Source organism: Sulfitobacter sp. SK012, from assembly GCF_003352085.1.
In the GTDB taxonomy this organism is placed as follows: Bacteria; Pseudomonadota; Alphaproteobacteria; order Rhodobacterales; family Rhodobacteraceae; genus Sulfitobacter.
The window spans coordinates 1,230,728-1,254,075 of record NZ_CP025804.1 but is presented as its reverse complement, the minus strand read 5'-3'; the positions used below and the strand labels follow the sequence as shown (position 1 = coordinate 1,254,075).

The 23,348-nt window shown below is 54.5% G+C and carries 25 protein-coding genes; 15 read left to right on the top strand and 10 right to left on the bottom strand.

All coding sequences use genetic code 11. The features are described from left to right. The first annotated feature begins 112 nt into the window (after nt 1–112). The gene (locus C1J03_RS25665; protein WP_114884738.1) at nt 113–835 is read left to right on the top strand and encodes a helix-turn-helix transcriptional regulator; all 723 of its coding nucleotides are present in this window, start codon (nt 113–115) and stop codon (nt 833–835) included. After that, on the top strand, nt 828–1,325 hold the full coding sequence (locus C1J03_RS06205; protein WP_114884735.1) for a hypothetical protein: 498 nt from the start codon (nt 828–830) through the stop codon (nt 1,323–1,325). Before C1J03_RS25665 ends, C1J03_RS06205 begins: the two co-directional genes overlap by 8 nt. A gap of 26 nt (nt 1,326–1,351) precedes the next feature. Here C1J03_RS06205 and C1J03_RS06200 read toward each other — a convergent pair whose 3' ends face one another. Both C1J03_RS06200 and C1J03_RS06195 read right to left on the bottom strand, forming a co-directional pair. Beyond that, nucleotides 1,352–2,452 carry a Gfo/Idh/MocA family protein gene (locus C1J03_RS06200; protein WP_114884733.1) on the bottom strand — a complete coding sequence of 367 codons (1,101 nt, stop codon included), beginning with the start codon at nt 2,450–2,452 and terminating at the stop codon, nt 1,352–1,354. 9 nt (nt 2,453–2,461) lie between these two features. Then, the gene (locus C1J03_RS06195; protein ID WP_114888872.1) at nt 2,462–3,193 is read right to left on the bottom strand and encodes a GntR family transcriptional regulator; all 732 of its coding nucleotides are present in this window, start codon (nt 3,191–3,193) and stop codon (nt 2,462–2,464) included. An 87-nt stretch (nt 3,194–3,280) separates the two neighbouring features. On the opposite strand from C1J03_RS06195, the gene C1J03_RS06190 reads away from it, so the two are divergent. From C1J03_RS06190 to C1J03_RS06165, 6 genes are read left to right on the top strand one after another with little or no spacing between them, the layout of a single operon-like run. Continuing rightward, nucleotides 3,281–4,435 (top strand): LLM class flavin-dependent oxidoreductase, encoded by a 1,155-nt coding sequence (locus C1J03_RS06190; RefSeq protein WP_114884731.1) that lies wholly within the window; start codon nt 3,281–3,283, stop codon nt 4,433–4,435. Continuing rightward, a complete protein-coding gene (locus tag C1J03_RS06185) occupies nt 4,435–5,325 on the top strand; it encodes an aldo/keto reductase (RefSeq protein WP_114884729.1) in 891 nt (296 codons plus the stop codon). Before C1J03_RS06190 ends, C1J03_RS06185 begins: the two co-directional genes overlap by 1 nt. A 10-nt stretch (nt 5,326–5,335) precedes the next feature. Then, complete coding sequence (locus C1J03_RS06180; RefSeq protein WP_114884727.1) at nt 5,336–5,830, top strand: flavin reductase family protein; 495 nt, start codon at nt 5,336–5,338, stop codon at nt 5,828–5,830. Nucleotides 5,831–5,879: 49 nt separating this feature from the next. After that, entirely contained in the window at nt 5,880–6,470 is a 591-nt protein-coding gene (locus tag C1J03_RS06175; RefSeq protein ID WP_114888871.1) for a TRAP transporter small permease, read from the top strand. After that, nucleotides 6,470–7,759 carry a TRAP transporter large permease gene (locus tag C1J03_RS06170; RefSeq protein WP_114884725.1) on the top strand — a complete coding sequence of 430 codons (1,290 nt, stop codon included), beginning with the start codon at nt 6,470–6,472 and terminating at the stop codon, nt 7,757–7,759. The genes C1J03_RS06175 and C1J03_RS06170 overlap by 1 nt, the downstream gene beginning before the upstream one ends. Before the next feature lie 28 nt (nt 7,760–7,787). Next, entirely contained in the window at nt 7,788–8,846 is a 1,059-nt protein-coding gene (locus C1J03_RS06165; RefSeq protein WP_114884723.1) for a TRAP transporter substrate-binding protein, read from the top strand. Between the two features lie 45 nt (nt 8,847–8,891). Here C1J03_RS06165 and C1J03_RS06160 read toward each other — a convergent pair whose 3' ends face one another. Further along, nucleotides 8,892–9,350 carry a tetratricopeptide repeat protein gene (locus C1J03_RS06160; protein ID WP_174234495.1) on the bottom strand — a complete coding sequence of 153 codons (459 nt, stop codon included), beginning with the start codon at nt 9,348–9,350 and terminating at the stop codon, nt 8,892–8,894. 12 nt (nt 9,351–9,362) lie between these two features. On the opposite strand from C1J03_RS06160, the gene C1J03_RS06155 reads away from it, so the two are divergent. Further along, complete coding sequence (locus C1J03_RS06155; protein WP_216825901.1) at nt 9,363–10,652, top strand: cytochrome-c peroxidase; 1,290 nt, start codon at nt 9,363–9,365, stop codon at nt 10,650–10,652. A gap of 146 nt (nt 10,653–10,798) precedes the next feature. Here the strand turns inward: C1J03_RS06155 and C1J03_RS06150 are convergent, their stop codons facing one another. The 4 genes from C1J03_RS06150 to C1J03_RS06135 are packed head-to-tail and all read right to left on the bottom strand — an operon-like array spanning nt 10,799 to nt 14,445. Further along, nucleotides 10,799–11,962, bottom strand: a complete 1,164-nt coding sequence (locus C1J03_RS06150) for a M24 family metallopeptidase (RefSeq protein ID WP_114884719.1) — start codon at nt 11,960–11,962, stop codon at nt 10,799–10,801. Between the two features lie 7 nt (nt 11,963–11,969). Then, on the bottom strand, nt 11,970–12,392 hold the full coding sequence (locus tag C1J03_RS06145; protein ID WP_114884717.1) for a cupin domain-containing protein: 423 nt from the start codon (nt 12,390–12,392) through the stop codon (nt 11,970–11,972). Between the two features lie 2 nt (nt 12,393–12,394). Then, a complete protein-coding gene (locus C1J03_RS06140) occupies nt 12,395–13,246 on the bottom strand; it encodes a phosphoenolpyruvate hydrolase family protein (RefSeq protein ID WP_114884715.1) in 852 nt (283 codons plus the stop codon). Between the two features lie 8 nt (nt 13,247–13,254). Next, nucleotides 13,255–14,445, bottom strand: coding sequence for a Tm-1-like ATP-binding domain-containing protein (locus C1J03_RS06135; protein ID WP_254694195.1), 1,191 nt, complete (start codon nt 14,443–14,445; stop codon nt 13,255–13,257). 336 nt (nt 14,446–14,781) lie between these two features. Here C1J03_RS06135 and C1J03_RS06130 point away from each other — a divergent pair, with 336 nt between their 5' ends. The 6 genes from C1J03_RS06130 (at nt 14,782) to C1J03_RS06105 (ending at nt 20,438) form a co-directional block, all read left to right on the top strand. Continuing rightward, nucleotides 14,782–16,092: an ABC transporter substrate-binding protein gene (locus tag C1J03_RS06130; protein ID WP_114884711.1), complete on the top strand. Its 1,311-nt coding sequence runs from the start codon at nt 14,782–14,784 to the stop codon at nt 16,090–16,092. An 82-nt stretch (nt 16,093–16,174) separates the two neighbouring features. After that, nucleotides 16,175–17,080, top strand: a complete 906-nt coding sequence (locus C1J03_RS06125; RefSeq protein WP_114884709.1) for a carbohydrate ABC transporter permease — start codon at nt 16,175–16,177, stop codon at nt 17,078–17,080. Between the two features lies 1 nt (nt 17,081). Continuing rightward, nucleotides 17,082–18,044 carry a carbohydrate ABC transporter permease gene (locus tag C1J03_RS06120; protein ID WP_114884706.1) on the top strand — a complete coding sequence of 321 codons (963 nt, stop codon included), beginning with the start codon at nt 17,082–17,084 and terminating at the stop codon, nt 18,042–18,044. Beyond that, nucleotides 18,041–18,280, top strand: a complete 240-nt coding sequence (locus tag C1J03_RS06115) for a hypothetical protein (protein WP_114884704.1) — start codon at nt 18,041–18,043, stop codon at nt 18,278–18,280. Before C1J03_RS06120 ends, C1J03_RS06115 begins: the two co-directional genes overlap by 4 nt. After that, on the top strand, nt 18,280–19,368 hold the full coding sequence (locus C1J03_RS06110; protein WP_114884701.1) for an ABC transporter ATP-binding protein: 1,089 nt from the start codon (nt 18,280–18,282) through the stop codon (nt 19,366–19,368). The genes C1J03_RS06115 and C1J03_RS06110 overlap by 1 nt, the downstream gene beginning before the upstream one ends. Continuing rightward, on the top strand, nt 19,368–20,438 hold the full coding sequence (locus C1J03_RS06105; protein ID WP_114884700.1) for an ABC transporter ATP-binding protein: 1,071 nt from the start codon (nt 19,368–19,370) through the stop codon (nt 20,436–20,438). Before C1J03_RS06110 ends, C1J03_RS06105 begins: the two co-directional genes overlap by 1 nt. A gap of 5 nt (nt 20,439–20,443) precedes the next feature. Here C1J03_RS06105 and C1J03_RS06100 read toward each other — a convergent pair whose 3' ends face one another. Genes C1J03_RS06100 through C1J03_RS06090 form a run of 3 tightly spaced genes read right to left on the bottom strand, consistent with a single transcriptional unit; the run spans nt 20,444 to nt 23,303 of the window. Then, complete coding sequence (locus C1J03_RS06100) at nt 20,444–21,424, bottom strand: NAD(P)-dependent oxidoreductase (protein ID WP_114884698.1); 981 nt, start codon at nt 21,422–21,424, stop codon at nt 20,444–20,446. A 9-nt stretch (nt 21,425–21,433) separates the two neighbouring features. After that, a complete protein-coding gene (locus C1J03_RS06095; RefSeq protein WP_114884696.1) occupies nt 21,434–22,132 on the bottom strand; it encodes a FadR/GntR family transcriptional regulator in 699 nt (232 codons plus the stop codon). 1 nt (nt 22,133) lies between these two features. Next, on the bottom strand, nt 22,134–23,303 hold the full coding sequence (locus C1J03_RS06090; protein WP_114884694.1) for a mandelate racemase/muconate lactonizing enzyme family protein: 1,170 nt from the start codon (nt 23,301–23,303) through the stop codon (nt 22,134–22,136). Nucleotides 23,304–23,348: the final 45 nt, after the last annotated feature.

Below are 23,348 nucleotides of genomic sequence, written 5' to 3'. Positions count from 1 at the left end.
GCATAAACAATGGATTATTAATTTCGTTTAGTCTTTTCCGGGCTCCGTTGTCCTAAATTTGTTGCTGGCATCAGAGCCATATCGTTTTTTCAGGATAGAGCCGTTGAGCGCTATGACATTTTCAATTCCGGAGCCGGGTGGCGATCACTCGAACGCTTCAAAACCAACACTTATCTTTTTGGGGCATACGCTTAGTTTCTCAGATCATCTAATGAGTCTGCTTGAGGCCGCCTTTCAGGGCGTGAGCATCCTTAGGTGCGACGATTCTGCGCAATTCGATGCTCACCTCAAAAACTGCGGGGACGATGTCACGACCGTAGTGTTGGATGAAAGCCTGCGAGACCAAATGCCGATGGTGGTTGCCGCAATTGCCGCCGAAGCACCGCGCGCACATCTTGCTCTTGCTTACCGCGACCGGAATCTTCCCAGTGACATTTTTCCACTGATCCAAAGCGAACCACTACTGCGCAAGCTCAGCCTCTTGCCCATGCGCCTACAAAGCGACAGTTGGATTGCGATCATGCGATTGATTGTAAGCGGAGAGGGTTATTTGCCCACTGCGATCCTTAAGACGGATGCGCCCGGTAATTCACATCACGCCGTCGCTCACCGCGCATCGACGCCGACTGTCGACCTGACACCGCGCGAGACCGAAGTGCTTGAATTGGTGTCACACGGGTTGCAGAACAAAACGATCGCAGCTGAACTGTCGCTCTCTGAACATACGGTAAAGCTACATATGCACCACATCATCGGCAAACTTGGTGTGCGCAACCGCACCGAAGCAACAGTGTGGTTTATGGAAAACGGCAGGAAAGCTAACCAGCATGAATGACAAAAGTCCTTTTGACTTTGACGCCTTCTTGTTGTTGGCGGGCCGCCTGAACTATGCGTGGACCAACACCGAAAGCCTGTTAATCCACCTCATCGCCGGACAGGCAAAAGTTGATAAGGAAACGGCGACAATCATTTTTCTGACGCTCAACACCGCACGCGCGCGGATCGACCTGGTGGAGCGTTTGGCAAAAATGCCCGACCGCGCAACCACGGAGCGCGATGCCATCATTGCTTGCACCCAAAAAATGCTGCGTCTCAGCGCGCTGCGCAATCGCTACAATCACTGCATTTACGCATTTGATACTGACGGCGGAAATCCAAGATCGATCCTGATGCGCATTGCGGACCGCCGCGATGGCCTGAAAATGGGTCAATCCAGTGATATTGACCAAGAAGCGCTCGACAATATGAACGACGCGATCCAAAGCCTGTCAAATCTCAACACTCGAATTTGGAGCGTGGTAAAGCAATACGGCTACCCTGCTTAGCCCCACAAACAAACGCTAACAGTTCGCTAAACTTGCAAAGACACCGCCTGCCCCGTCAATGCGCTTTTCTGTGCAGCGAGCCCCATTTCGACAGCTTTCCAACCATCTTCCAAACTTACCGCAGGTCGGCTGCGCTCGCCGCGCACAAGTGCCAGAAAGCCCTCGTGTTGATAAAAGGTCGAGCCGTTATGATCGCCCGCTTCCAGCAAAGTCGGATCAACGGGAAATTCACGGGTCTGCGGGCCTCGTGGATCGCGCGGGCTGGTGATTACCAGCGGAATGGGCGCAGATCCCAGATGTGCAGGCCAGAACCGCCCTGGCCCGGGCACCAGCGCTTCGATCTTCCCATCAGGGCCTACGGCGGTAATCTCTTCTTGATAGCGCGCACCTTCTGCAAACATGCACAGTTCCAGCATCGCGCGCATTCCATTGGCGAAATCAACGATAACATAGCCGTTATCGAGGATATCAGACGGCTGGCCCTCATACGTTTCAGCCAGATGGTTCACGTCTTGGGCCGCACTTGCCATGACCCGGACCGGTTCAGATTTCGTCAAAAGCCGCATCAGGTCAAAGAAATGGCAGCATTTTTCAACAAACGTGCCGCCGGACTTCGCATTAAAGCGGTTCCAATCGCCGACCTTGCTTAGAAACGGAAAACGGTGCTCGCGGATGCTGAGCATTTTGATGCCACCCGTCGCCGCATCAACCGCTTCGCGCAACGCCGCGACCGGAGGCATGAAGCGGTATTCCATCGCGACCCACACAGGAGCTGGATAGCTCTCCTGAAAGGCCTTCAAGCGGCCGACATCTGCAGGGTTGGTAAAAAGCGGCTTTTCCACCAGCACCGGCAAGGGGCGCCGCATGGCGATCATCTCAAGTTGATCCATGTGGCAGTAATTTGGGCTGACAATCACGAGGCAATCAAGTTCCTCAACCGCAAGCAATTCGTCCAAACTGTCGCAAAGCCGCGCCTGTGGGGCCAATCCTACGGCAATGGCCGCCATGTCAGCATCCGGTTCAAAAATCGCCGCAACATTTGTACTTGGCAGCAATGCGATGTTGCGCAGATGCTCTTGGCCCATCATCCCGCATCCGATGATGCCGTATTGCGTGGTCTTCGTCATATTCATTTCCTATTTAAGCCGCTGCACATAAAGCGCGCGGTCCGTATCGAACCAGGTGCGGGAAAACTCGACCGCTTCAGGTGCATCTGTCCAACTGAAACGCTCAATATATCCTGTTGTCATACCGACGGGTTTGGTGAATTCAACGGGGGCCCAATCAGGAACGGCCCCAATGCCAACCCGGTCTTCGGCGCGGGCGATCCACAGCCCAAGTCGTTGCTGGTAAAAGTGATAGAGCGAATCTGAAATGGCACCCTCGGGCACGTCGCCTGCATCTGCATCAAGCCAGATCTCTTCGACACCAATGATGGTTTCATTCAGAAACCGCAGCCGTCGAATTCGGGTGGTGTGGGCGGAGGTGCCAAATTTCGGCAGATCATCTGGTTTTGCCATCGCTTGAATGCTCAGCACGCGGGCGCGCGGCAACCCCCCGCCTGCAAGAAGTTCCAACCGAAACATCGCATAGATGCTATCGCCAACACCTCCGTGGCGAACATAGTTTCCAGACCCCTGAACCCGCTCAAGCAGCTGTTTATCAACAAGAATAGCCAGAGCTTTGCGCAACGTCCCCACAGACGTGTTGAGCGTTTTCGCCATGTCACGTTCAGGCGGCAACCGTTCACCATCCATCAAACGCCCAGCGCTAATCTCGCGGATCAGTAATTCGCTGATCTGCACATACGCTGGCAACACGTTGGGATTTCCGGCGCTGGGTTTCACAATTGGGGTCCAAAATTTCATAGGCGAGAAGAATTGATACACCATTGATCTACATCAAACCGGATGCTACGCAAGTGGAAAATCAAACACCGATCAAAGGAATAAGCGATGACAATCGTACCAATTACATCGCCGAATCTGGACGCCGCCGAGGTTTCTTGGTTCTCCGCTCTTTGCTCTGACGATTATGAATTTCTAGGCGTCCCGGATGGCGATCTGCGTTCAAGCTGGGCGCATTGCTCTGACATCGTAAAGACCGCCGAAGCGCAAGGCTTTCGCAACATTCTATGCCCGTCTTCTTATCAGGTCGGTCAGGACACGCTGTCTTTCGTGGCGGGCTGTGCGCCGATCACCACTGACATCAATTTGCTGGCCGCCGTGCGCTGTGGCGAGATGCAACCTATCATGCTGGCACGCACCATCGCGACGCTTGATCACATGCTTGAGGGACGGCTGACAGTTAACATCATCAGCTCCGATTTCCCCGGCCAGAAAGAAGAGAGCGCCTTTCGCTACCAGCGTTCACGCGAAGTGGTTGAGATCCTGAAGCAAGCCTGGACGCAGCCCGAAATTAACTACGACGGCGAAATATATAATTTCAAAGGCCTCACAACCGATCCCGTGATCCCCTACCAAACTGGCGGACCTCTGCTGTATTTTGGTGGCTACTCCCCGATGGCGCTTGAGCTGTGCGGGCAGCATTGTGACGTGTACCTCATGTGGCCGGAAAAGCAGGAGGACCTTGCGGGTCGGATGCGTGCGGTGAATGCGGTCGCTGAAAAACACAACCGGACCCTCGATTATGGGCTGCGGGTCCACATGATTGTACGCGAAACCGAAAAAGAAGCGCAGGAATACGCGGAGCACATCACCTCAAAGCTGGATGATGAATACGGCAAGATGATCCGCGAACGCGCGTTGGACGCCACATCGCTTGGCGTTTCGCATCAGGCAGCCAACCGCGAGATCGCAGATGAATATGGCTATATCGAGCCAAACCTCTGGACTGGCGTGGGCCGTGCGCGTTCTGGCTGCGGTGCGGCTTTGGTCGGCTCAGCGGATCAAGTTCTGTCCAAAATCGAAGAATACCAAAAGATGGGCATCCGGGCCTTCATCTTTTCAGGTTATCCGCATATCGACGAGGCCGAACATTTTGGCCGCCTTGTAATGCCCCACCTCAAAACCTGTTCTATGCCACATGAATATGGGCGCATCCCCGCCCAAGCCCCCCAATCCCCCCTTGCCGCAGGAGTTCGCCGCTAATGGAAGCCATCCGCATATCCGACACCCTATCCATGAGCCGTATTGTTTATGGAATGTGGCGTTTGGCTGACGACAAAGACACTTCGACGGGCCATGTCTTGGCCAAAATCAACGCGTGCCTGGACCAAGGGATCACCACGTTTGATCAGGCTGACATCTATGGCGATTACAGCGCGGAATCCGTTCTGGGTGAGGCATTGCGCGGCAACTCTGCCCTGCGTCAGAAAATGCAGATCGTAACGAAATGCGATATTATCGCCCCTTGCGGTAAATACGCCGATGTTCCGGTTAAGCACTACGACACCTCTACCGCACACATCGCACTATCGGTCGAAGCATCGCTGAATAACATGGCAACAGATCATATCGACCTGCTGTTGATCCACCGCCCCGATCCGTTCATGGACCATCATGAAACGGGTGCTGCCCTTGATGCGCTTGTCGCTTCGGGCAAGGTTGGCAATGTTGGCGTGTCCAACTTCAAGCCTTGGGATTGGGAATTGTTGCAATCAGGTATGAAGAACCCCCTGATCACAAACCAGCTCGAAGTATCACTTGCCGCCAATGACGGGTTCACCAATGGCGATGTGGCCTTTCATCAGAAAAATGCCCAATCCATCATGGCCTGGTCACCGCTTGGCGGCGGTGCATTGATGACGGACGACAGTGAAATCGGCCGCGTACTGGACAATGTCGCGCGCGAAAATGGCGTCGACCGCGCAGCCGTTGCGGTTGCTTGGGTGCTGGCACATCCTGCAAAAATCCTGCCGGTGATGGGCACCAATAATCTTGACCGAATTGCAGCGCTTTCCGACGCATTCAAAGTCAAGATGGACCGCCAGACTTGGTTCAAACTTTATCAGGCGGCTTTGGGCCGCGAAGTGGCCTAGGAGCAGATCGATGGGTATAGAATTCAGGCCAGATCCGGAAAACACCCGCTTGTTGCGCGATGCATTCGGCCGCTTTGCAACAGGCGTCACGGTGATAACAGCAGCGTCAAAGGACGGCCCAGTTGGCATCACCGCGAACAGCTTTTCCTCCCTATCGCTCGATCCCGCCCTGGTGCTTTGGTCGCCGGCACGCGGATCGCGCCGTTTCCAGTATTTTGAGTCAGCGCCCTTTTACGCAATTCATATTCTGACCGAAGATCAGGCACATGTCTGCGAAGGGTTCGCCCGCGACAAGCATGCCTTTGATGATTTGGATATGACAATCAGCGCAAATGGTGTGCCACTGATCGACAATTGTCTTGCGAGGCTGGAATGTCAGCTTGTCGCAACCCACCCGGGAGGCGATCATGTGATCGTGGTGGGACAAGTCATCCATGCGGATATCAACAGCGGCAACCCGCTGGGATTTTTTGCTGGAAAATACGGTGTCTTTCAGGCGGCTTAACGCCTGACGGATCGGCCCGAAAATGGGCCAACAAGAGGAGGAGATGTCCGTGGGAGGACTACTAGCGGTCATTGCACCGATTAGCTTTGTGAATGAGCATGTTTTACGTGTGGGCCGTGGCATCGGTGCCATTGCCGTCGCACTGATGGTTTTCGCCATCTTGATTCAGGTCTTCTTTCGATACATTTTGAACAACGCCCTACCCTGGCCGGACGAGGCCGCGCGGTTTTGTATGTTGTGGATGGCGGGCCTTATGGCTCCGAGTGCGTTTCGGCAGGGTGGTTTTGTCGCCATCGACATGCTGATCGTGATGCTGCCCCGGGTGTTGGGCAGCCTGATCAATTTATTCCTACTGCTGATGTCACTGATCGTTCTGGTCGTAGCTGTCAAAATTGGCTGGAGCGAAGTTACTGGATTTGGCGGGCGCTTCACCACGGCGTCGCTTTACGTTCCCACATCGATCGATTTCTCGGAATGGCTGCGCGTGCCGCGCTCTTGGATGATGGCCTCGCTGCTGGTGGGCGTTATCCTACTGACCTCCGTTAACATCGAGCTGATTTTGCGTACAATCGTTAACCTATTGGGCGGCTCTGACCGTCTAAGCCCAATTGGTGCTGCCGATATGGGAGGTGCTGAATAATGCTGATCTGGTTTTTACCCGTCTTTCTGATCTTTCTAATGATCGGCCTTCCAGTGTTCTTTGGACTGCTGGCAGCCCCCGGCATCTTACTCTGGCTTAGCGGACAGCAAAGCGACATCACGCTCCTTTACCGCAACGTATACAACGGCATGGACAGCTTTCCGCTGATGGCGATCCCGTTCTTTATGCTCGCAGGCGAGTTGATGAACAAAGGCGGCATCACCATGCGCCTTGTGGAGTTTTCCCAAGCCTTCATGGGCCACCTGCGCGGCGGTCTTGCACATGTAAACGTCTTGTCCTCCATGTTGTTTGCCGGGCTTTCTGGTTCTGCAGTGGCGGACACCTCTGCCTTGGGGTCCATGCTGATCCCTGCAATGGAAAAACAGGGCTACACCCGCACATTTGCCGCAGCGATTACTGCGGCGTCATCCGTGATTGGCCCGATTATTCCGCCCTCGGGCATCATGATCATTTACGCCTATGTGATGGGCGAAAGTGTTGCGGCGCTGTTTCTTGCTGGCATCGTACCGGGTGCCATGGTCGGGATAGGCTTGATGCTGATGGTCAAACTCATGGCCAACAAATACAACTTCCCAATCGCCAGCCGCAAATATACGTGGCCCGAACGCGGTCAGGCATCTTTGCGAGCATTTTGGCCGCTGTTGACGCCTGTGATCATCCTAGGCGGCATTTTGGGGGGTATCTTTACCCCAACTGAGGCCGCAGCTGTGGCCGTGGCCTACGCCCTCTTCATCGGCTTTTTCGTCCTGCGCACCCTCACGGTTGCCGAAGTTCCCGGCATCCTGATCCGCTCAGGCATGACATCTGCTGTGGTGCTTTTGCTTGTGGGGGCAGCCTTGGCGTTCAAAACCGTCGTTAGCCTCAGCCATGCACCTGAACAACTGGCAGCCTATATTCTATCGCTTTCCAGTAACCCGCTGGTCTTGTTGTTCTTGATCAACCTGCTGCTGTTTGTGGTGGGTATGTTTCTGGATGCGGGACCTGCGATCATCATCCTTGGGCCGATCTTGGGGCCGATCTTCATCAGCCTTGGTGTCGATCCGATCCACTTTGCAATCATCATGTCGGTAAACTTGACCGTCGGCCTCGCGACACCGCCAATGGGGTTGGTGCTCTTTGTGGCCTCTGCGGTTTCTGGTGAAAGAGTCGAAGCCATCGCCAAGGCAATTCTACCCTTCCTTGCGGTAGAGATCGCCGTCATATTCCTAATTACCTACGTCCCAGCAATTTCGATGACCATTCCAAGGCTCACCGGGTTTGCTAACTAATAAAAACGAGTATCAGGGAGGAACCATAATGCTCAAGAAAACCCTCAAGACCCTCGCTCTGTCGGCACTGCTTGCTGGCACGGCGCTGTCTGCTTCGGCTCAGGATTACAAAATCCGTGCCACAGCAAACTCCAATGAAAACGACGAAGACTATGACGGTCTGGTCGTCTTTAAGAACTACGTCGAAGCGGCCTCAAATGGCGCAATCGAAGTTGAGCTGTTCATCGGCACGCAACTTTGCTCAAACGGCGCGGAATGCCTGCAGGGCGTTGCGGATGGCAGCATCGATATCTACATTTCCACTTCGGGTGGTGCCTCAGGTATCTTCCCTTATGTGCAGGTTCTTGATCTGCCTTACCTAATGTCAGACGACCGCATCGCCGAGCATGTCCTGTCCGGTGATTTTGTCCGCACAATGCGCAACATGGCGCTTGAAGATTCCGGCGACGCAATTCGCCTGATGACCGTCGGCAACACGGGTGGCTGGCGCAACTTTGCCAACACGCAGCGTCGCGTGACAGGCCCTGCCGACATGGAAGGCATGAAGATCCGCACCGTGGTCGCCGACCTGCCTCAGGAACTGGTCAAAGCGATGGGCGCTGCGCCAACGCCAATCCCATGGCCTGAGCTTTTCACGTCGCTGCAAACCGGCGTTGTTGAAGGGTCCAAGAACGGCATCACCGACATCATGGGCATGAAATTCCCTGATGCGGGTCTGCAGTACGTGACGCTGGACGGCCACGCCTACATGGGTGCCTTGTGGTGGATGTCCAACAAGACGTTCACAGACATGCCAGAAGATATGCGCCGCGTTGTCGTCGATGGCTTCTATGCTCTGCAGCAGGCGACTTTCGCCTCACCAAAGCGCAAATCCATCGCCGCTTATGAGCAGTTTGTATCCGAAGGTGGTGACCTCTATGTGCCAACGCCTGACGAAAAAGCGGCTTTCCGTACGTCCGCAACACCTGTCTATGACTGGTTCAAAGGCAACGTAACACGCGGTCCAGAAATCTTTGATGCGCTTGCCGTCGCTGTTGCGGCAGCCGAGGCCGATACGAACGCGGCCCGCGACAAAGACCTGAACTAAATAAATCCACGGGGGGCGCGATTATGTTTCGCCCCCCGTGCACCGTTACCGAAACGGATACATCCAACCTTTGTAGTCACTGACCAAAATATGTGCTTCTTTGATCTGTTCTTGCGTCATTTTCTTGACGACCTCTTCGAGGGAAATCGCGGCGTCCGGATCGCCACCCGCAGCCGACAGCGTGTACCACATGTAGGCCCGCACCAGATCAACCGCCTCAATCCCGCGCCCGACCTCATAGTACCAGCCAATCCCCGATTGCGCACCGGGATGCCCCTTGAGCGAGGCACGCAGGTACCATTCAAACGCCCGACGATCATCGCGCGGCACCCCAAGCCCCATCGCATACATCACGCCGATCAATTCTTCAGCGTCGGCATTGCCACTGCGCGCAGCAGGCAAAAACTCCGTCATTGCAGCGGTAAAATCGCCCGCCTCCATAAAGTCGCGCCCTTCTTCAACCCCGCCAAAAGCTGGGCTGCCAAGAAGGCACAGTGCAAACATAGCTTGGCGCAAGTGGCGCTCCTTTTTTGTCTTGTGGCACCGGCGTCGGCCGAACTGCCGGATCCGTTAACATCCGCTGATTTCATCCAATTTGATGCTGATCAGGCCGCATTGGGTCAGCTCCTTTTTTACGACAAAATCTTGTCGGGGAACAGAAATATCGCCTGTTCAACCTGCCATCACCCCAAGTTTGGGACAGCAGATGGCTTGTCCCTGGGCATCGGCGAAGGTGGCAGCGGTCTGGGCCCTGACCGAACACCCGGCATCGGCGAAGATCGCATCCGCAAGCGCATCCCGCGCAACGCGCCCGGCCTATGGAACCTAAGCGCGCGTGATTTGCATACGTTTTTCCATGATGGGCGCCTAATGGTGAGCGCGCGGTACGGAAACGGTTTTGACACCCCCGCCGAAGAATGGCTCCCGTCCGGGCTGAATTCGCCCTTGGCCGCACAGGCGCTGTTTCCGCTGGTCGCGCAATTCGAAATGGCTGGAAACCCCGGTGAGAATGAAATCGCGGGGGCCATGCATGACCGAATTGATGCGGCTTGGCCGATCCTTGCCAAACGGGTCCGAACCATCCCTGCCTATGGAGAGGCATTCGTCGCGGCGTTCGATCATATCGACGCAGCAAAAGACGTCACAATCGTCGAAATCGCAAACGCGCTGGCTGCGTTTATGGGCACCGAGTGGCAAAGCTTTGACAGCCCCTTCGACGCGTATCTCGCAGGTGACATATCGGCGCTAAGCGAGGCAGCATTGACCGGCCTCACCGTATTTTATGGCAAAGGTCAGTGCAGCAGCTGCCACGCCGGGCCACTTATGTCGGATCAGGAATTTCACGCGTTGGCGCTGCCGCAATTTGGCCCCGGCCGTACGCGCAGATTTGACCCCATGCCGCGCGACGTTGGCCGCATGGGCAAAACGGATGATCTGGTCGATGCCTACCGTTTCCGCACCCCAATGCTGCGCAATATTGCTCTAACAGCCCCTTACGGCCACAATGGGGCGTATCCAACCCTCACTGGCATTATCCGCCACCACATTGATGGTGCCCCACAATGGAGCACCGACATGGCCAACCTTCCAATTGCCGAATGGTTGGCGTCGGGTGATTTCGCCATTCAGGACGATCGCTTTGAGAAGCAGCGCCAGTCCAGGCATCGTGACACCCAGCCTTTGCCACTTACCAATGACGAAGTCGCAAGCCTTGAGGCATTCCTAGAGGCACTCACTGGCAAAAGCGTTGAGCAAACGCCGTTTGGCGTGCCAGAAAGAGTACCTAGCGGCCTGCCCCTTGATTGAGGGCACGCACGGCATCCGGATCGTCAAATAGGACTCCAGAACAACAAGTTGCGAGTCGTCGTAAATCCATTACATGAAGTTTCGCTGAGCCTACTCAATTGGGCGCAAGCGCTGTAAATCCGCGCATGCACCCAGGGCAAATGACGTCACCCGGTGCCACCGCGGTTCCAACCGCGACCTTCGGTTCCAAACATCTCAAAGCCAGTTTCTGTCACTGTCAGCGTGTCTTCCAGCTTGATAAACCCGCGGGTTGGGTGCTGCATCTGGGTTTCGATCGACAGAACCATACCAGCCTTTAGCGGGTTCTCAGCATCGCGCCCTTCGTAAGAAACCGGATGGTTGGTCAGCAAGAACGGCGCTTCGTGACTGACCAGCCCCATGCCGTGACCAAAAAAGTCCATGTGCTGTTTGTTCGGTTGCCGCGCCAAAACGGCTTGGCCTGCAGTAAAGGCCGCGATACCGGGCGCACCCGCTTTGACTTCAGCGAATGCAGCTTGTTGGACTTCTTCGACTTCACCGAGCAGGTCAATGAGTTCGGCATCCGGCTCCCCCAAAAAGCCCATGCGGCAAATATCGCCAATGTAGCCGCCCAAATTACCACCTGAATCTATCGATAGTATCTCGCCATCAGCCCAAGCTTGGTTCGATCCAGCGCGGTTATGACTGGCCCCAAGCGTCAGCAAACAATAGTCGAACTCTAACTCTAGTTTGGTCTCTTCTTGGCGCAGACGCTCAATGATCTCGTGTTTCGTACTGCCAACCCCAGAGGCAGCGATCGTTGCTTGCATTGCCTTAGTAATTCTCTCGGATGCCTCGCGCAAAGTCCGCAGCTCTGCAGGGCTTTTGACAGCGCGGAGGTTTTCCAGCACCGACGTGGCATTCAAGAAAGCCGCATCTGGCAGGGCGTCGCGCAAAGCGTCTTGGGCGTCAGACGGCAAAAACGGAGGTTCGACACCAATGCGCCCAGCCGTGACGCCGATCATTTCCAAATGTTTGATGGCTTGGATTGTGCTGTCTAAGCTACTCCAGCCCACGGGGTAGAAATGTGGCACCCAGAATGGTGTGTTTTCGTGTTCGCCCCTCTCCATCGTGTTGCCGATGTAGCCGGTGTGTTCTTTTTGGCCTTTGACATAGATGATGACAGGCAGATATCGGCTGTGCCCAATCGCATCCATTGCCGAAAAGAAAATGTATCGGTACCCGCCCAGCATATATTGAATGTTGTGTTTGGACGTCAGCAAAAGCGCGTCCAATCCCGCATCGTCCATCAGGCTGTCTAAGTGGTCAAAGTCGTAGTTTAGCTCGGTCATAGCGGTCTCACTTCAGATCTTTGGCGGGGATTATGTGAAAATCCGGCGCATCGCGTAGCATTTTTTCTGGCCCTGCAGGTGCATAGACCACGAAAATCTCCATCGGCTCTGTCCCGGTGTTCTGGGTAGCATGATAGCGGCTTTCTGGAATGAACACCGTGCAACCGGGACCGACAGTGCGCAGTTCGGGCGTGCCATCCTCGTCTTCGACCATCTGTTCGCCGCTGCCCTTGATGATAAAGATGATTTCTTCAGCGCCGGGATGGTTGTGGCGGCTGTGTCCTTGGCCCGGAGGCACAAAAACAACGCCCGCTGAAAACTGTTCGGCGCCATTCACCTCGGGTCCGCAGGTCAGTGCCAGCCTACCCCAATCAAAACCGAAATTATCCACGTCATTGGGATACACAAAATACTTGTCCATCGCGCTCATGCCTAACCCTCCATTTTATCCATATTAACATTCAGGCCTTTGAACCGCCTGATCTGGTCGCGGATCGCAATTTCTGTTGGCAGACGCTCTGCGCTGCTGGCCCCGTAGAACCCATCACATCGCGCACAATTTTGCAGAACAAATGCCGCATCGTCGGGCATGGCGATTGGGCCGCCATGGCAAATCACAATCACATCGTCGCGCACAGAACGGGCGGCAGATGCAATGGCATCGATCTCGGCCACGCAATCTTCAAGGCTCTTGGCCGATGTGGCCCCGATGCTGCCCCCTGTCGTCACGCCCATATGCGCCACGACAATATCCGCCCCCGCTTTTGTCATCGCCACGGCTTCATCCGCGTTAAAGACATAAGGCGTGGTCAGCAGATCAAGCGCATGCGCTTGCGCGATCATGTCGACCTCTAACCCGAAACCCATGCCAGTCTCTTCGAAACTCTGGCGCATGACCCCGTCAAACAAACCAACTGTGGGGAAGTTCTGTACCCCAGAAAACCCCATCGCTTTCAATTCAGCCAGAAACTGCGGCATCAAGATAAAGGGGTCCGTACCGTTCACACCGGCAAGAACTGGGGTGTGCTTGACCACCGGCAAAACTTCGACAGCCATTTCTTTGACGATCTCGTTTGCGTTGCCGTAAGCCAGCAATCCCGCTGATGAACCGCGGCCCGCCATGCGGTAGCGGCCTGAATTGTAGATGACGATCAGGTCAATGCCGCCCGCTTCTTCAGATTTGGCAGACAGGCCGGTACCAGCACCGCCTCCGATGATAGGTTGACCAGCATCGATGAGGGCGGCGAGGGTTTTGAGGATGGTCTTACGAGGAATTGCGGGCATGGAGCCTCCTATGAAATGTCGCGATATGCCTGCGCTGCAGCCGCAGAAAAGGCAGGGTCATTAATGTGCAAAGGCAACCGTTTGATGCGGCGCTGGTCGGTCTGGTTCAATCCACGTTCGATTGCGCTGAACAAGGCTGTGTTCGCGGGGGGATCCCAAAACGGCCCATCTTCAATATCTAGCGCCGACACCCCCTTTTCAGGAAGCATCAGGCAGACAGGCCCGGTTGACATATTAAGCTTGTCGACGATCCACGTACCGATCCGCTCGCAGTCGTTTGCCGATGTTCGCATCAAAGTGACGTTGGCGTTGTGATGGTAAAACAATCTGTCTTTGAACGCTTCAGGGACCGTACTGGGGGCCCAAAAGTTCACCATATCTAGGGCACCAACCGATCCCACATAGGGTTTGCCGCTTGCCACCACCGCATCAAGTCGGGCAGCGCCAGCTGATAGTACCCCGCCCACCACTTCATCCGCTATTTCTGTGGTTGTCATGTCGATCAACCCACTCAGCATGCCCTCACTCAGCAATTGCTCCATGCTGCGCCCGCCGGTGCCAGTTGCATGAAATACAACGCTGTCGAAATCATCCGCAAGCATCGCGGTGATCTGGGTAACGCACGGTGTCGTGACGCCAAACATACTCAGTCCGATGCTGGGCTTGGAACCCCCACCCGCAACATGAGGATGCTCTGCCATCCCCAGAATTGCTTGGGCGGCGTTGTGCAAAATATGACGGCTGATCTGATTTAGCCCGGCCAAATCTGTGACAGACGGCATCATAATGATATCGCTGGTACCGACAAAAGGAGAGACATCGCCAGACGCGAGGGTGGACACCATGACCTTGGGTACGCCGTATGGCAGCTCTCGCATGCCCGCGGTTATGATCGACGTGCCGCCCCCTCCGCCAATGCCAATAATCGCGTCGATCTGATGCTTGTGGGCCGCGCAAAACTTGGCAAATGCGCTGGTCATCGCAGCAACAGCCTGACCGCGATCCTCTGAGCCAAGCACTGCAGCCGCCCCAGACGTGTGATGTTGTGCAACCTCAGCCTGGGTTATGTCCATAACACTAAGTGCAGCGCGTATTCCAACGTCGACGGCGCAAACCTCAGCGCCTCCATTTGTGAGTAGACCCTGCAAATAGCTGATCTCTTCTGCCTTGGTGTCTGATGTGCCAACAAGATAAATCACCGGAATTGATCCTCAAAAGCTCATTTATTGAAATCTGGTCGGGCCAGATTCGACGAAATTACACTCAAAAATACTGTATGGCCGTTGCGAGAACAGGTTACACAAGAGGCAGATACAGTTATTTTCAAGTTCATAATGGAATTAATACTCCCATTTTCAGGAATACGCCATGCTTTGTGGGTCAAACAATGCCTTGACAGGTTCTTTAATCTGGTAGTACCAAAAAGAGACTGATTTTACGACTGCCGCTATCGCCTGAATTTTCGTGTTTCACTGGGCTGCTGCGGCCAAGAAGCCAAAACGGCAATTTGGAATGTAATCTGGGAGGACTGGGAAATGAAAACGAACTGGAATGGAATGCTGGCGGGGGTCGCCATTGGCGCGCTTTCGGCATCCTCAGCATGGGCAGAAGATCTGGTGATCTTCTGGGCCGAATGGGATCCGGCGAACTATCTGCAAGAGCTTGTGAACGAATACGAGGAAGAAACCGGTATTTCAGTTACGGTGGAAACCACGCCATGGTCAGATTTTCAAACCAAGGCATTTACCGAATTTAACGCACGCGGAAGCGCCTATGACATGATCGTCGGCGACAGCCAATGGCTTGGTGCTGCGTCTGAGGGCGGCCACTACGTCGACATGACTGACTTCTTCGAAAAACATAACCTTGGCGAAGTGATGGCCCCAGCGACCGTCAAATATTATGCCGAGTATCCCGGAAACTCCGGAAAATTCTGGGCCATACCTGCTGAGGGTGATGCGGTCGGATGGTCTTATCGCAAAGATTGGTTCGAAGATCCGGCTGAAATGGCCGCCTTCAAAGAAAAATACGGCTACGATCTGGCCGTGCCTGAGACTTGGGCGCAGATGACAGACATAGCTGAGTTTTTCCACCGTCCTGATGAGGACCGGTACGGCATCGCGATCTACACAGACAACAGCTATGATGCGATGGTCATGGGTGTGGAAAACGCGATCTTCTCTTATGGGGCCGATCTTGGCAACTTTGAGACCTACGAAGTCGATGGCTATGTGAACTCGCCTGAGGCCGTTGCAGCGCTTGAAAACTACAAAAAACTCTATGGTCTGACACCTCCCGGCTGGGCCAAGACGTTCTTTGTAGAGAACAATCAAGCGATCACTGAGGGCCTGGTGGCCATGTCGATGAACTACTTCGCCTTCTTCCCTGCCCTTTTGAATGAGGCAACAAACCCACACGCCGCCAACACCGGCTTCTTTGCCAATCCGGCAGGTCCGGATGGTGATCAATTCGCCGCACTTGGGGGTCAGGGTATTTCTGTTGTGAGCTATTCAGAAAACCAGGAAGAATCGATGAAGTTCCTTGAGTGGTTCATCAAAGACGAAACCCAGAAGCGTTGGGCTGAGTTGGGTGGATATACCGCAAGCGCCGCGGTGCTTGAATCGGATGAATTCCGCACAGCAACGCCTTACAATGAGGCGTTCTATCAGACGATGTTCAAGGTCAAAGACTTTTGGGCAGTGCCTGAGTTTGCGGAACTTCTAACATCTGCAAACCAGCGCCTCTATCCCTTCATCGTTGGTGGAGAAGGCACAGCAAAAGAAACGCTGGATGCTTTGGCCGCAGACTGGGAAGCAACGTTCAAGAAATACGGCCGCGGGCAGTAACAGCCCCCGACATTGACCGAGATAGGGGCACTTCGGTGCCCCTTCCTTTCCCACACATCTGAAGACCCAAGGGAGCTGTCCATTGGCCAGTGAAGTTTTGACCAGGTTGGACCCAAATTCCCGCGCTGCGGCAAAGGGGTTAAGCGATCTGACCATCAGAAATCTGTTTATCATTCCGACAATCGCATTTCTGATTATCTTCAACATCTTCCCCCTGCTGTATTCGCTGGGCTATTCGTTTACCGATTTTCGTGCCTCAACCAATGCGCCCGCTAACTTTGTGGGCCTGCAAAACTACCGAGATTTGTTGAATGATCCGTTCATCTGGAAGAACTTTTCCATCACCGCAAAATACGTCCTGATATCAGTTACAGGCCAAGTGATTGTTGGTTTTGGCCTTGCTATGTTGTTGAACCGGGCGATCCCTGCCAAGGGTTTGATAACAACTCTGTTGTTGCTTCCCATGATGCTGTCGATGGCTGTTGTTGGGCTGTTCTGGAAGCTGCTGTATGATCCCAACTTTGGCATCATCAACTACTTCTTGGGCCTTGGGAAATTCGAATGGCTTGCGGACCCCGACATGGCCCTTTGGGCGATCGCGATCGTAGATATCTGGATGTGGTCCCCCTTTGTGATGTTGTTGTCACTGGCTGGACTGTCCGCCGTGCCAAAGCATCTCTATGAGGCTGCCGAAATTGACCGCGCTGGTAATTTTTATACCTTTTTCCGCATCACGTTGCCGCTGGTTGCCCCGATCTTGATGATCGCGATCATCTTTCGCACGATGGAAGCGTTCAAAACATTCGATCTGGCTTTTGTGCTGTCCTCTCAGCCGACGACCGAACTGATTGCCATCCGCCTTTACAAAATGGCGTTCCAAGAATGGCAAACCGGCATGTCTAGTGCGTTGGCCTATATCGTTTTGATCATGGTTGTCGCGATCACCAATATCTATGTGAAATACCTCAATAAAGTGAAGGCGCGCTAAGATGGCCGGTGTACGTACCTCCCGCGAAAAATGGACGAACCGCACGGCAATTGCTGCGGTATTCGTGGCCCTGCTCATCATGCTCACGCCAATCTATTGGATTGCAGCGACGGCCTTCAAACCACGTAATTTGGCGACCACGATACCGCCAACGGTGGTTTTCACACCTGAGGTTTCCCCCTTTGTGAAGCTTTTCACCAAACGCTCCCAGTTGCGCGATCAGCCCTCACAAGAGGAATATGATGCCGCGCCATGGTGGGAGCAAATGGTGTTTGACGGCGGCGAAAAGGTCGTACGCAACCGTAAATCTGGCAAGGTCCGCTCGTCTGGCTATGGTGACCGTTTTAAAAACTCGCTGATCATCTCCATCATCTCAACGGTGCTGGCCGTGTCGATGGGCACATTGACGGCGTACGGGTTCAGCCGGTTCAAAGTGAAAGGGGAGGATGATTGGTTATTCTTCATCCTATCCACCCGAATGCTGCCCCCCGTTGTCGTCGCGATCCCGATGTTTTTGATGTACCGAGTGGTCGGCCTGAACGACACGCATATGGGCCTGATCATCCTCTATACCGCTTTCAACCTCAGCTTTGCAGTATGGATCATGAAAGGCTTCATCGACGAAATCCCCAAAGAATACGAAGAGGCGGCGCTGGTCGACGGCTACACCCGTATGCAGGCGTTCTTTAAGGTCGTGCTCCCAGAAGCGTTGACAGGCATGGCTGCCACGGCAGTGTTCTGCTTCATCACAGCGTGGAACGAATATGCCTTTGCGTTGATCATGACCAACCGCCGCGCGCAAACCGCACCGCCCTACATTCCAAGCCAGATCGGCAGCGGCTTGCCCGATTGGACCGTCATTGCGGCGGGCACCCTGTTGTTCTTGATCCCTGTTGCAATCTTCACCTTCATCCTGCGCAACCACTTACTGCGCGGCATGTCCTTCGGAGCGATCCGCAAGTGAGTTTCCGGTCAATTAATCAACGCTTCCTCGCTCCGGCAGCACAAAGCCTGATGATCTTTGGGATCATCTCGCTTTGCCAACCCTGGAGCTTGTTCTTGCATCAATACGGCGTCACCCTGACGCTGTTGGGTCTGGTCACCTTTATGATCACCTCCAAGATCGCACCTGATCCCGAACCCGAAGAGGACTTCGTTGACGAAATGGAGCCGGGCAACACGGATGGGGGCAACGCCTGATGGCACAGATCGAGATGCGTAATGTGCAAAAGTTCTTTGGTACCAATCAGGTACTTAAGGATCTTAACCTGACAATAGAAGACGGCGAATTTGTTGTGATGCTTGGCCAATCGGGCGGCGGCAAAACGACGGCCTTGCGCGCCATTGCCGGGCTGGAAACGGTCACCGATGGCAAAATCCTGATCGACGGCCAAGAGGTACAAGACCGCAAGGCCGCGGACCGAGACATTGCTTTTGTGTTCCAGTCCTTCTCGCTTTATCCGCATATGACAGTGCGCGAAAACATCGCCTTTCCTCTGCGGGCCGTGCGCATGGATGCAGCCGAGCGGGACCGCGCAATCAAGGAGGTTGCCGAGACCCTGCAGATCGCTCAGCATCTTGACCGCAAGCCATCTGCGTTGTCGGGCGGCGACATGCAGCGGGTTGCTATTGGCCGCGCGTTGGTGCGCAGACCCCAAGCCTTATTGATGGACGAACCACTTGGCGTGCTTGATGCCAAATTGCGCGACCAAATGCGCGCTGAAATCAAACGCCTGCACATCGCACGCGGCTCCACCTCTGTTTATGTAACCCATGATCAGATCGAAGCGATGAGCCTCGCGGACCGTATCGTCATTCTACATGATGGCGTTCTGCAGCAGGTCGGTGCCCCGGATGAAGTCTATCTGAACCCTATCAATCTGTTCGTCGCAAAATTCGTGGGTTCTCCCATAATGAACATCGCTGATGTCGAAATTAGTGGATCAAACGTTGTACTCAAAGGTGCGAGCGACGGTTTTGCCTTTGACGAGGGCCTGCTGGCCGGTCTGCATAAATCGGGCAGCGGCGTCTCGCTTGGAATCCGCCCCGAAGCGGTTCTTATGACCCATGAAAAAACGGCCGGATACACACAGGCTGCAACGACCAACATCGAACCGCTGGGCAGCCACGACATCGTCGATGTGCAACTCGGAGAGACCACATTGCGCGCTCGTACGCAAAGTGGCTTTGTCAAAGGCGAAGGGGCACAGGTTTGGGTTAACCTTGACCCATCGCAGGCGCATTTCTTTGACAAGAAAACAGAATTGAACCTGCGGGGAACGACCTGATGGCCGACATTGCGCTGCAAGGCATTACCAAGAAATTCGGCCCCAACACCGCATTACGTGGTGTCGATATCGACATAAAAGACGGAGAATTCTTTGTTCTGTTGGGTCAAACGGGTGCCGGGAAAACCACAACTCTGCGGGTGATCGCAGGGCTTGAGAAACCAGATTCCGGCAAAGTTATGATTGAGGGTCAGGACGCGACCCAGTGGAATGCGGCAGAACGCGATGTCGCGTTGGTGTTGCAGCAGTATTCGCTCTATCCGCGCCTGACTGTGCGCGGCAATCTGGAGTTCCCGTTAAAATCCCGGACCCATAATTTCACCGCCAGCGAGATCAAGGAGCGCGTTGACCGTGCTGCTGAAACGCTTCAGATTACGGGCCTGCTGGACCGCAAGGTTGAAAAGCTGTCGGGCGGCGAAATGCAGCGGGTGTCTATCGGGCGTGCTATTGTGCGTCAGCCTCGGGTTTTCCTGATGGACGAGCCTCTGTCTGCCCTGGATGCCAACCTGCGGGATGTGTTGCGGGTTGAGCTGAAAAAACTGCACCAAGAACTGGGCGCAACTTTTGTCTTTGTGACCCATGATCAAGTAGAAGCCATGTCCATGGGTGACAAAATCGGCGTGCTAAACCGAGGTAAGTTGGTACAGGTCGGCACCCCGGAGGAAATCTACAATGAACCACTGAACACCTTCGTGGCGCGCTCTGTTGGAACCCCCCCGATGAACCTGATTGATGGCGTGCTCAAAGGGAAGTCAGCCGTGATTAATGCGGGCGGCCATAGCCTGCCCGTTGCTGATCCTAAAGGTAGCGAGGGACAGAAAATCCAATTCGGCATTCGCCCTGAAAACGTGGTGATTGCGAAGGATGGTCCCGTCACGGGCCGTGTTTTTGATCTCGAAAATCATGGTGTTATCAAGATCTTGACCATCGATGTTGACGGAACCCATGTTCATGCAACGGTACCTGCGCAGATGCAGCACAACATCGATGATGTAGTGCAGTTTGGCTGGAGGCCCGAACAGGTGCTGTATTTTGACCCTGCAACCGGACGTAACCTTGCACTGGCCTAACAGCCCTAAGGAAAGCGGGTTCTAAACTTGTCCCAAACTTCGGGATTGCAGAAATTCTCTGGCTTATCGCCTGCCAATATTCGAGTGGTTTCTGTCACGACACCCTGCCCCATCCGGAGCATACTCTCCTCGGTTATCCCTGCCATATGCGGCGTGAGGATCACGTTAGGGAGATCAAAAAATGGGTGATCCCTTGGCAAGGGTTGATCGACAAACACATCCACAGCCGCACCGCCAAGATGTCCCGAACTGAGCGCTTTCCCAAGTGCGACTTCATCGGTCACCGGCCCACGCGACACGTTGATCAGGATAGCACCCCGTTTCATTTTCGCAATTGCACCACCGTTGATGATACCCGTCGTCTGAGCCGTCAGCGGGCACGACAATACCAGCACATCTGACTGCATTAGGAGCTCGTCCATAGAGACCGACACAACACCATCGGGCAAATTGGCGGGTGTCCGCGTATGGGCAATGACCCGGCACCCAAACCCGTGCCCGGCCATCGCTGCAACCTGGCGTCCAACGTTTCCGACGCCCAAAATCCCGAACGTACGTCCGGACAATTCACGACCATCATTGGAGTGCCGCCGCCCAGCCTCCCAGCCCACCGTACGCAAGTCGCTGTTCACCATCGGATATTTGCGCAACAACGCCAACGCCGACCAGATCGCATGTTCAGCCACGGTTTTAGCATTGGCACCCGGTACGTTTGCCACCAACACACCTTGCTGCGTCGCGATATCAACAGGGATCATATCCAACCCTGCCCCATGCCGCACACATGCCATCAAACCGCGTTCTCGGATGACGATCCCTGGCGAGATCTTTGCGCGTACGACAATGATTTCTGCGCCTTCGCTTTCAGTGTGGATAGCGTCCGGTGTGGGAGCTGAGGCGACACGGTAGTCGCCCAACGCCTGCAAATCCCGTGTCACTTCAGGATGCAGCACATGTGTAGAGAAAATGACTTTAGACTCGGACATGTGCGCCTCTTATTGCAATGGTTTTGCGTCTTTGTCTTCCAAAAGCTCGGACCAATAGCTCATCGCGCCACGCAGGTGCGAATTCATCAATGCCATCGACAGCGCGCCGTCGCGCCTGCGCAAAGCATCGTAAATCTGTTGATGCTCTTGATGAGACCGGACATTGCGATCGCCCTCTTTAAAGTAGATCGACAATCGTTTTTCACTCAGCACATAGAATGTGGTGCACAAGTTATAGAAGACTTCATTCTGAGTGGCGCGGACAATCTCAAGATGGAAATCGTGGTCAAGCTGGCTCAATCCCTCACCTGCGGCGATCCGTTTTTCAGATGCCGCCAGAATGCCCTCAAGCGTTACAAAATTCTCTTCCGTGGCGCGTTCGGCGGCCAGTTCCGCGGCTTTGATTTCGTGGATCTTGCGCACTTCCACCGCTTCGTAAATTTGGCGCGGGTCAACCGGCAATCCGGCGCGCGCAAAAAACGCTAGCTGTTCGATCCCGCGCTGGTCTTTGCGTAAATAGATACCCGATTTTGCCCGCCGCTCAATGACCTGCATCGCTTCGAGAATGGCGAGCGATTCCCGCACTTGCCCGCGGCTAACGGTGAAATGCTCGGCCAGTTCGCGTTCTGACGGAGCTTTCCCAGCGTTAGCTTCAGCCACAGCAATCAAATATGACGCCAATGTGGGAAGGAAATCCTTTTGTTGCATGTCATCCTTTGATGGCAAATTTGCTGATCGCCGCCTCATTCATATCAAGCCCTATACCCGGGGCCTCGGGAATTGCAATCATGCCCCCCTGAACCTCTACTGGATTTTTGGACAGCTCGTGGATCATCGGATTTGCCCCCAAAGAGAACTCGACCGTGAAACTTGCCGGCGATGCGGCACAAACTTGTAGCCCCGCAAAGAAGCATGGCGCGCCCGCCCAAAGATGAGGTGCTAGCCGTAGATTGAAACTTGATGCAAGCGTACCGATCCGCATCGCTTCGGTAATGCCGCCGCAACAAGCTGGATCAGGTTGCAAAATATCCGCGCAACGCCCCACAATCAGGTCGCGAAAGTCAAAGCGCGTTGCCTCGGATTCCCCGGCGGAAATTGGCACGTGGGATGCTTCCCGAACTTCGGCCATGCCGGTTTTGTCGTCGCCGGTTACTGGTTCTTCGAACCACGCCAAATCACAATCTCGAACCAAATAGGCAAATCGTTTGGCATCAGCCACGTTGAAAGTGCCATGCGCATCCACCATCAGGTCCACATCTGGGCCCAATGCCTTGCGCGCTGCAATCACCCGCTCCGCTGAGCGGTATGGCGTACCATCCATAGCACCAACACGCATCTTCACCCCATCAAACCCACCCTGATCGATGTAGCTTTGCAGTTGATTGCCGATGTTGTCTTTGTCGGCCCACCCGCCGGATGCATAGGCGCGCATCTGGTCCGATTTGCGCCCACCCAAAAGCTGCCAAACAGGCTTTCCGTCGGCTTTCCCCAAAATATCCCAAAGGGCGATATCGATGGCACTAATCGCGGCGATGGTCATGCCACGCCGTGCCAGCTCCGGCATAACATGCCCAGCAACGCGGGCTTTTTCGGCACGCACACCGTTGTATAAATCTTCCCAAATCCAGGTAATATCAGCAGGATCACGGCCAATGATTTTTGGACCAAACTCGTGATTTAGCAAATGCACCAGCGTGCCGTAGGTCCCCGCACTGCCAGCCGCATTTTTCGCTTCACCCCAACCAACCAATCCATCATCAGTCTCCAGACGAAGGATTGCGGCGTCAAAGGTCCGCAGCCGGCCAAAATCGCTGACATGCTGTTTGTCCGTTTCGATAGGTATCTGAACCCACCATGCCTGAGCAGAGGTTATTCGCATCGCAACTCCTTTGTCCGTTGGGCACAAATGCAATGCACAGGCCCA

Coding starts and splice junctions, on each gene's coding strand:
- C1J03_RS06180 (WP_114884727.1), top strand. CDS start 5,336: ATGGGTATAGAATTCAGGCCAGATCCGGAAAACACCCGCTTGTTGCGC.
- C1J03_RS06150 (WP_114884719.1), bottom strand. CDS start 11,962: ATGACCGAGCTAAACTACGACTTTGACCACTTAGACAGCCTGATGGAC.
- C1J03_RS06100 (WP_114884698.1), bottom strand. CDS start 21,424: ATGTCCGAGTCTAAAGTCATTTTCTCTACACATGTGCTGCATCCTGAA.
- C1J03_RS06195 (WP_114888872.1), bottom strand. CDS start 3,193: ATGAAATTTTGGACCCCAATTGTGAAACCCAGCGCCGGAAATCCCAAC.
- C1J03_RS06190 (WP_114884731.1), top strand. CDS start 3,281: ATGACAATCGTACCAATTACATCGCCGAATCTGGACGCCGCCGAGGTT.
- C1J03_RS06105 (WP_114884700.1), top strand. CDS start 19,368: ATGGCCGACATTGCGCTGCAAGGCATTACCAAGAAATTCGGCCCCAAC.
- C1J03_RS06095 (WP_114884696.1), bottom strand. CDS start 22,132: ATGCAACAAAAGGATTTCCTTCCCACATTGGCGTCATATTTGATTGCT.
- C1J03_RS06140 (WP_114884715.1), bottom strand. CDS start 13,246: ATGCCCGCAATTCCTCGTAAGACCATCCTCAAAACCCTCGCCGCCCTC.
- C1J03_RS06110 (WP_114884701.1), top strand. CDS start 18,280: ATGGCACAGATCGAGATGCGTAATGTGCAAAAGTTCTTTGGTACCAAT.
- C1J03_RS06145 (WP_114884717.1), bottom strand. CDS start 12,392: ATGAGCGCGATGGACAAGTATTTTGTGTATCCCAATGACGTGGATAAT.
- C1J03_RS06090 (WP_114884694.1), bottom strand. CDS start 23,303: ATGCGAATAACCTCTGCTCAGGCATGGTGGGTTCAGATACCTATCGAA.
- C1J03_RS06205 (WP_114884735.1), top strand. CDS start 828: ATGAATGACAAAAGTCCTTTTGACTTTGACGCCTTCTTGTTGTTGGCG.
- C1J03_RS25665 (WP_114884738.1), top strand. CDS start 113: ATGACATTTTCAATTCCGGAGCCGGGTGGCGATCACTCGAACGCTTCA.
- C1J03_RS06120 (WP_114884706.1), top strand. CDS start 17,082: ATGGCCGGTGTACGTACCTCCCGCGAAAAATGGACGAACCGCACGGCA.
- C1J03_RS06185 (WP_114884729.1), top strand. CDS start 4,435: ATGGAAGCCATCCGCATATCCGACACCCTATCCATGAGCCGTATTGTT.
- C1J03_RS06160 (WP_174234495.1), bottom strand. CDS start 9,350: ATGTTTGCACTGTGCCTTCTTGGCAGCCCAGCTTTTGGCGGGGTTGAA.
- C1J03_RS06170 (WP_114884725.1), top strand. CDS start 6,470: ATGCTGATCTGGTTTTTACCCGTCTTTCTGATCTTTCTAATGATCGGC.
- C1J03_RS06200 (WP_114884733.1), bottom strand. CDS start 2,452: ATGACGAAGACCACGCAATACGGCATCATCGGATGCGGGATGATGGGC.
- C1J03_RS06130 (WP_114884711.1), top strand. CDS start 14,782: ATGAAAACGAACTGGAATGGAATGCTGGCGGGGGTCGCCATTGGCGCG.
- C1J03_RS06165 (WP_114884723.1), top strand. CDS start 7,788: ATGCTCAAGAAAACCCTCAAGACCCTCGCTCTGTCGGCACTGCTTGCT.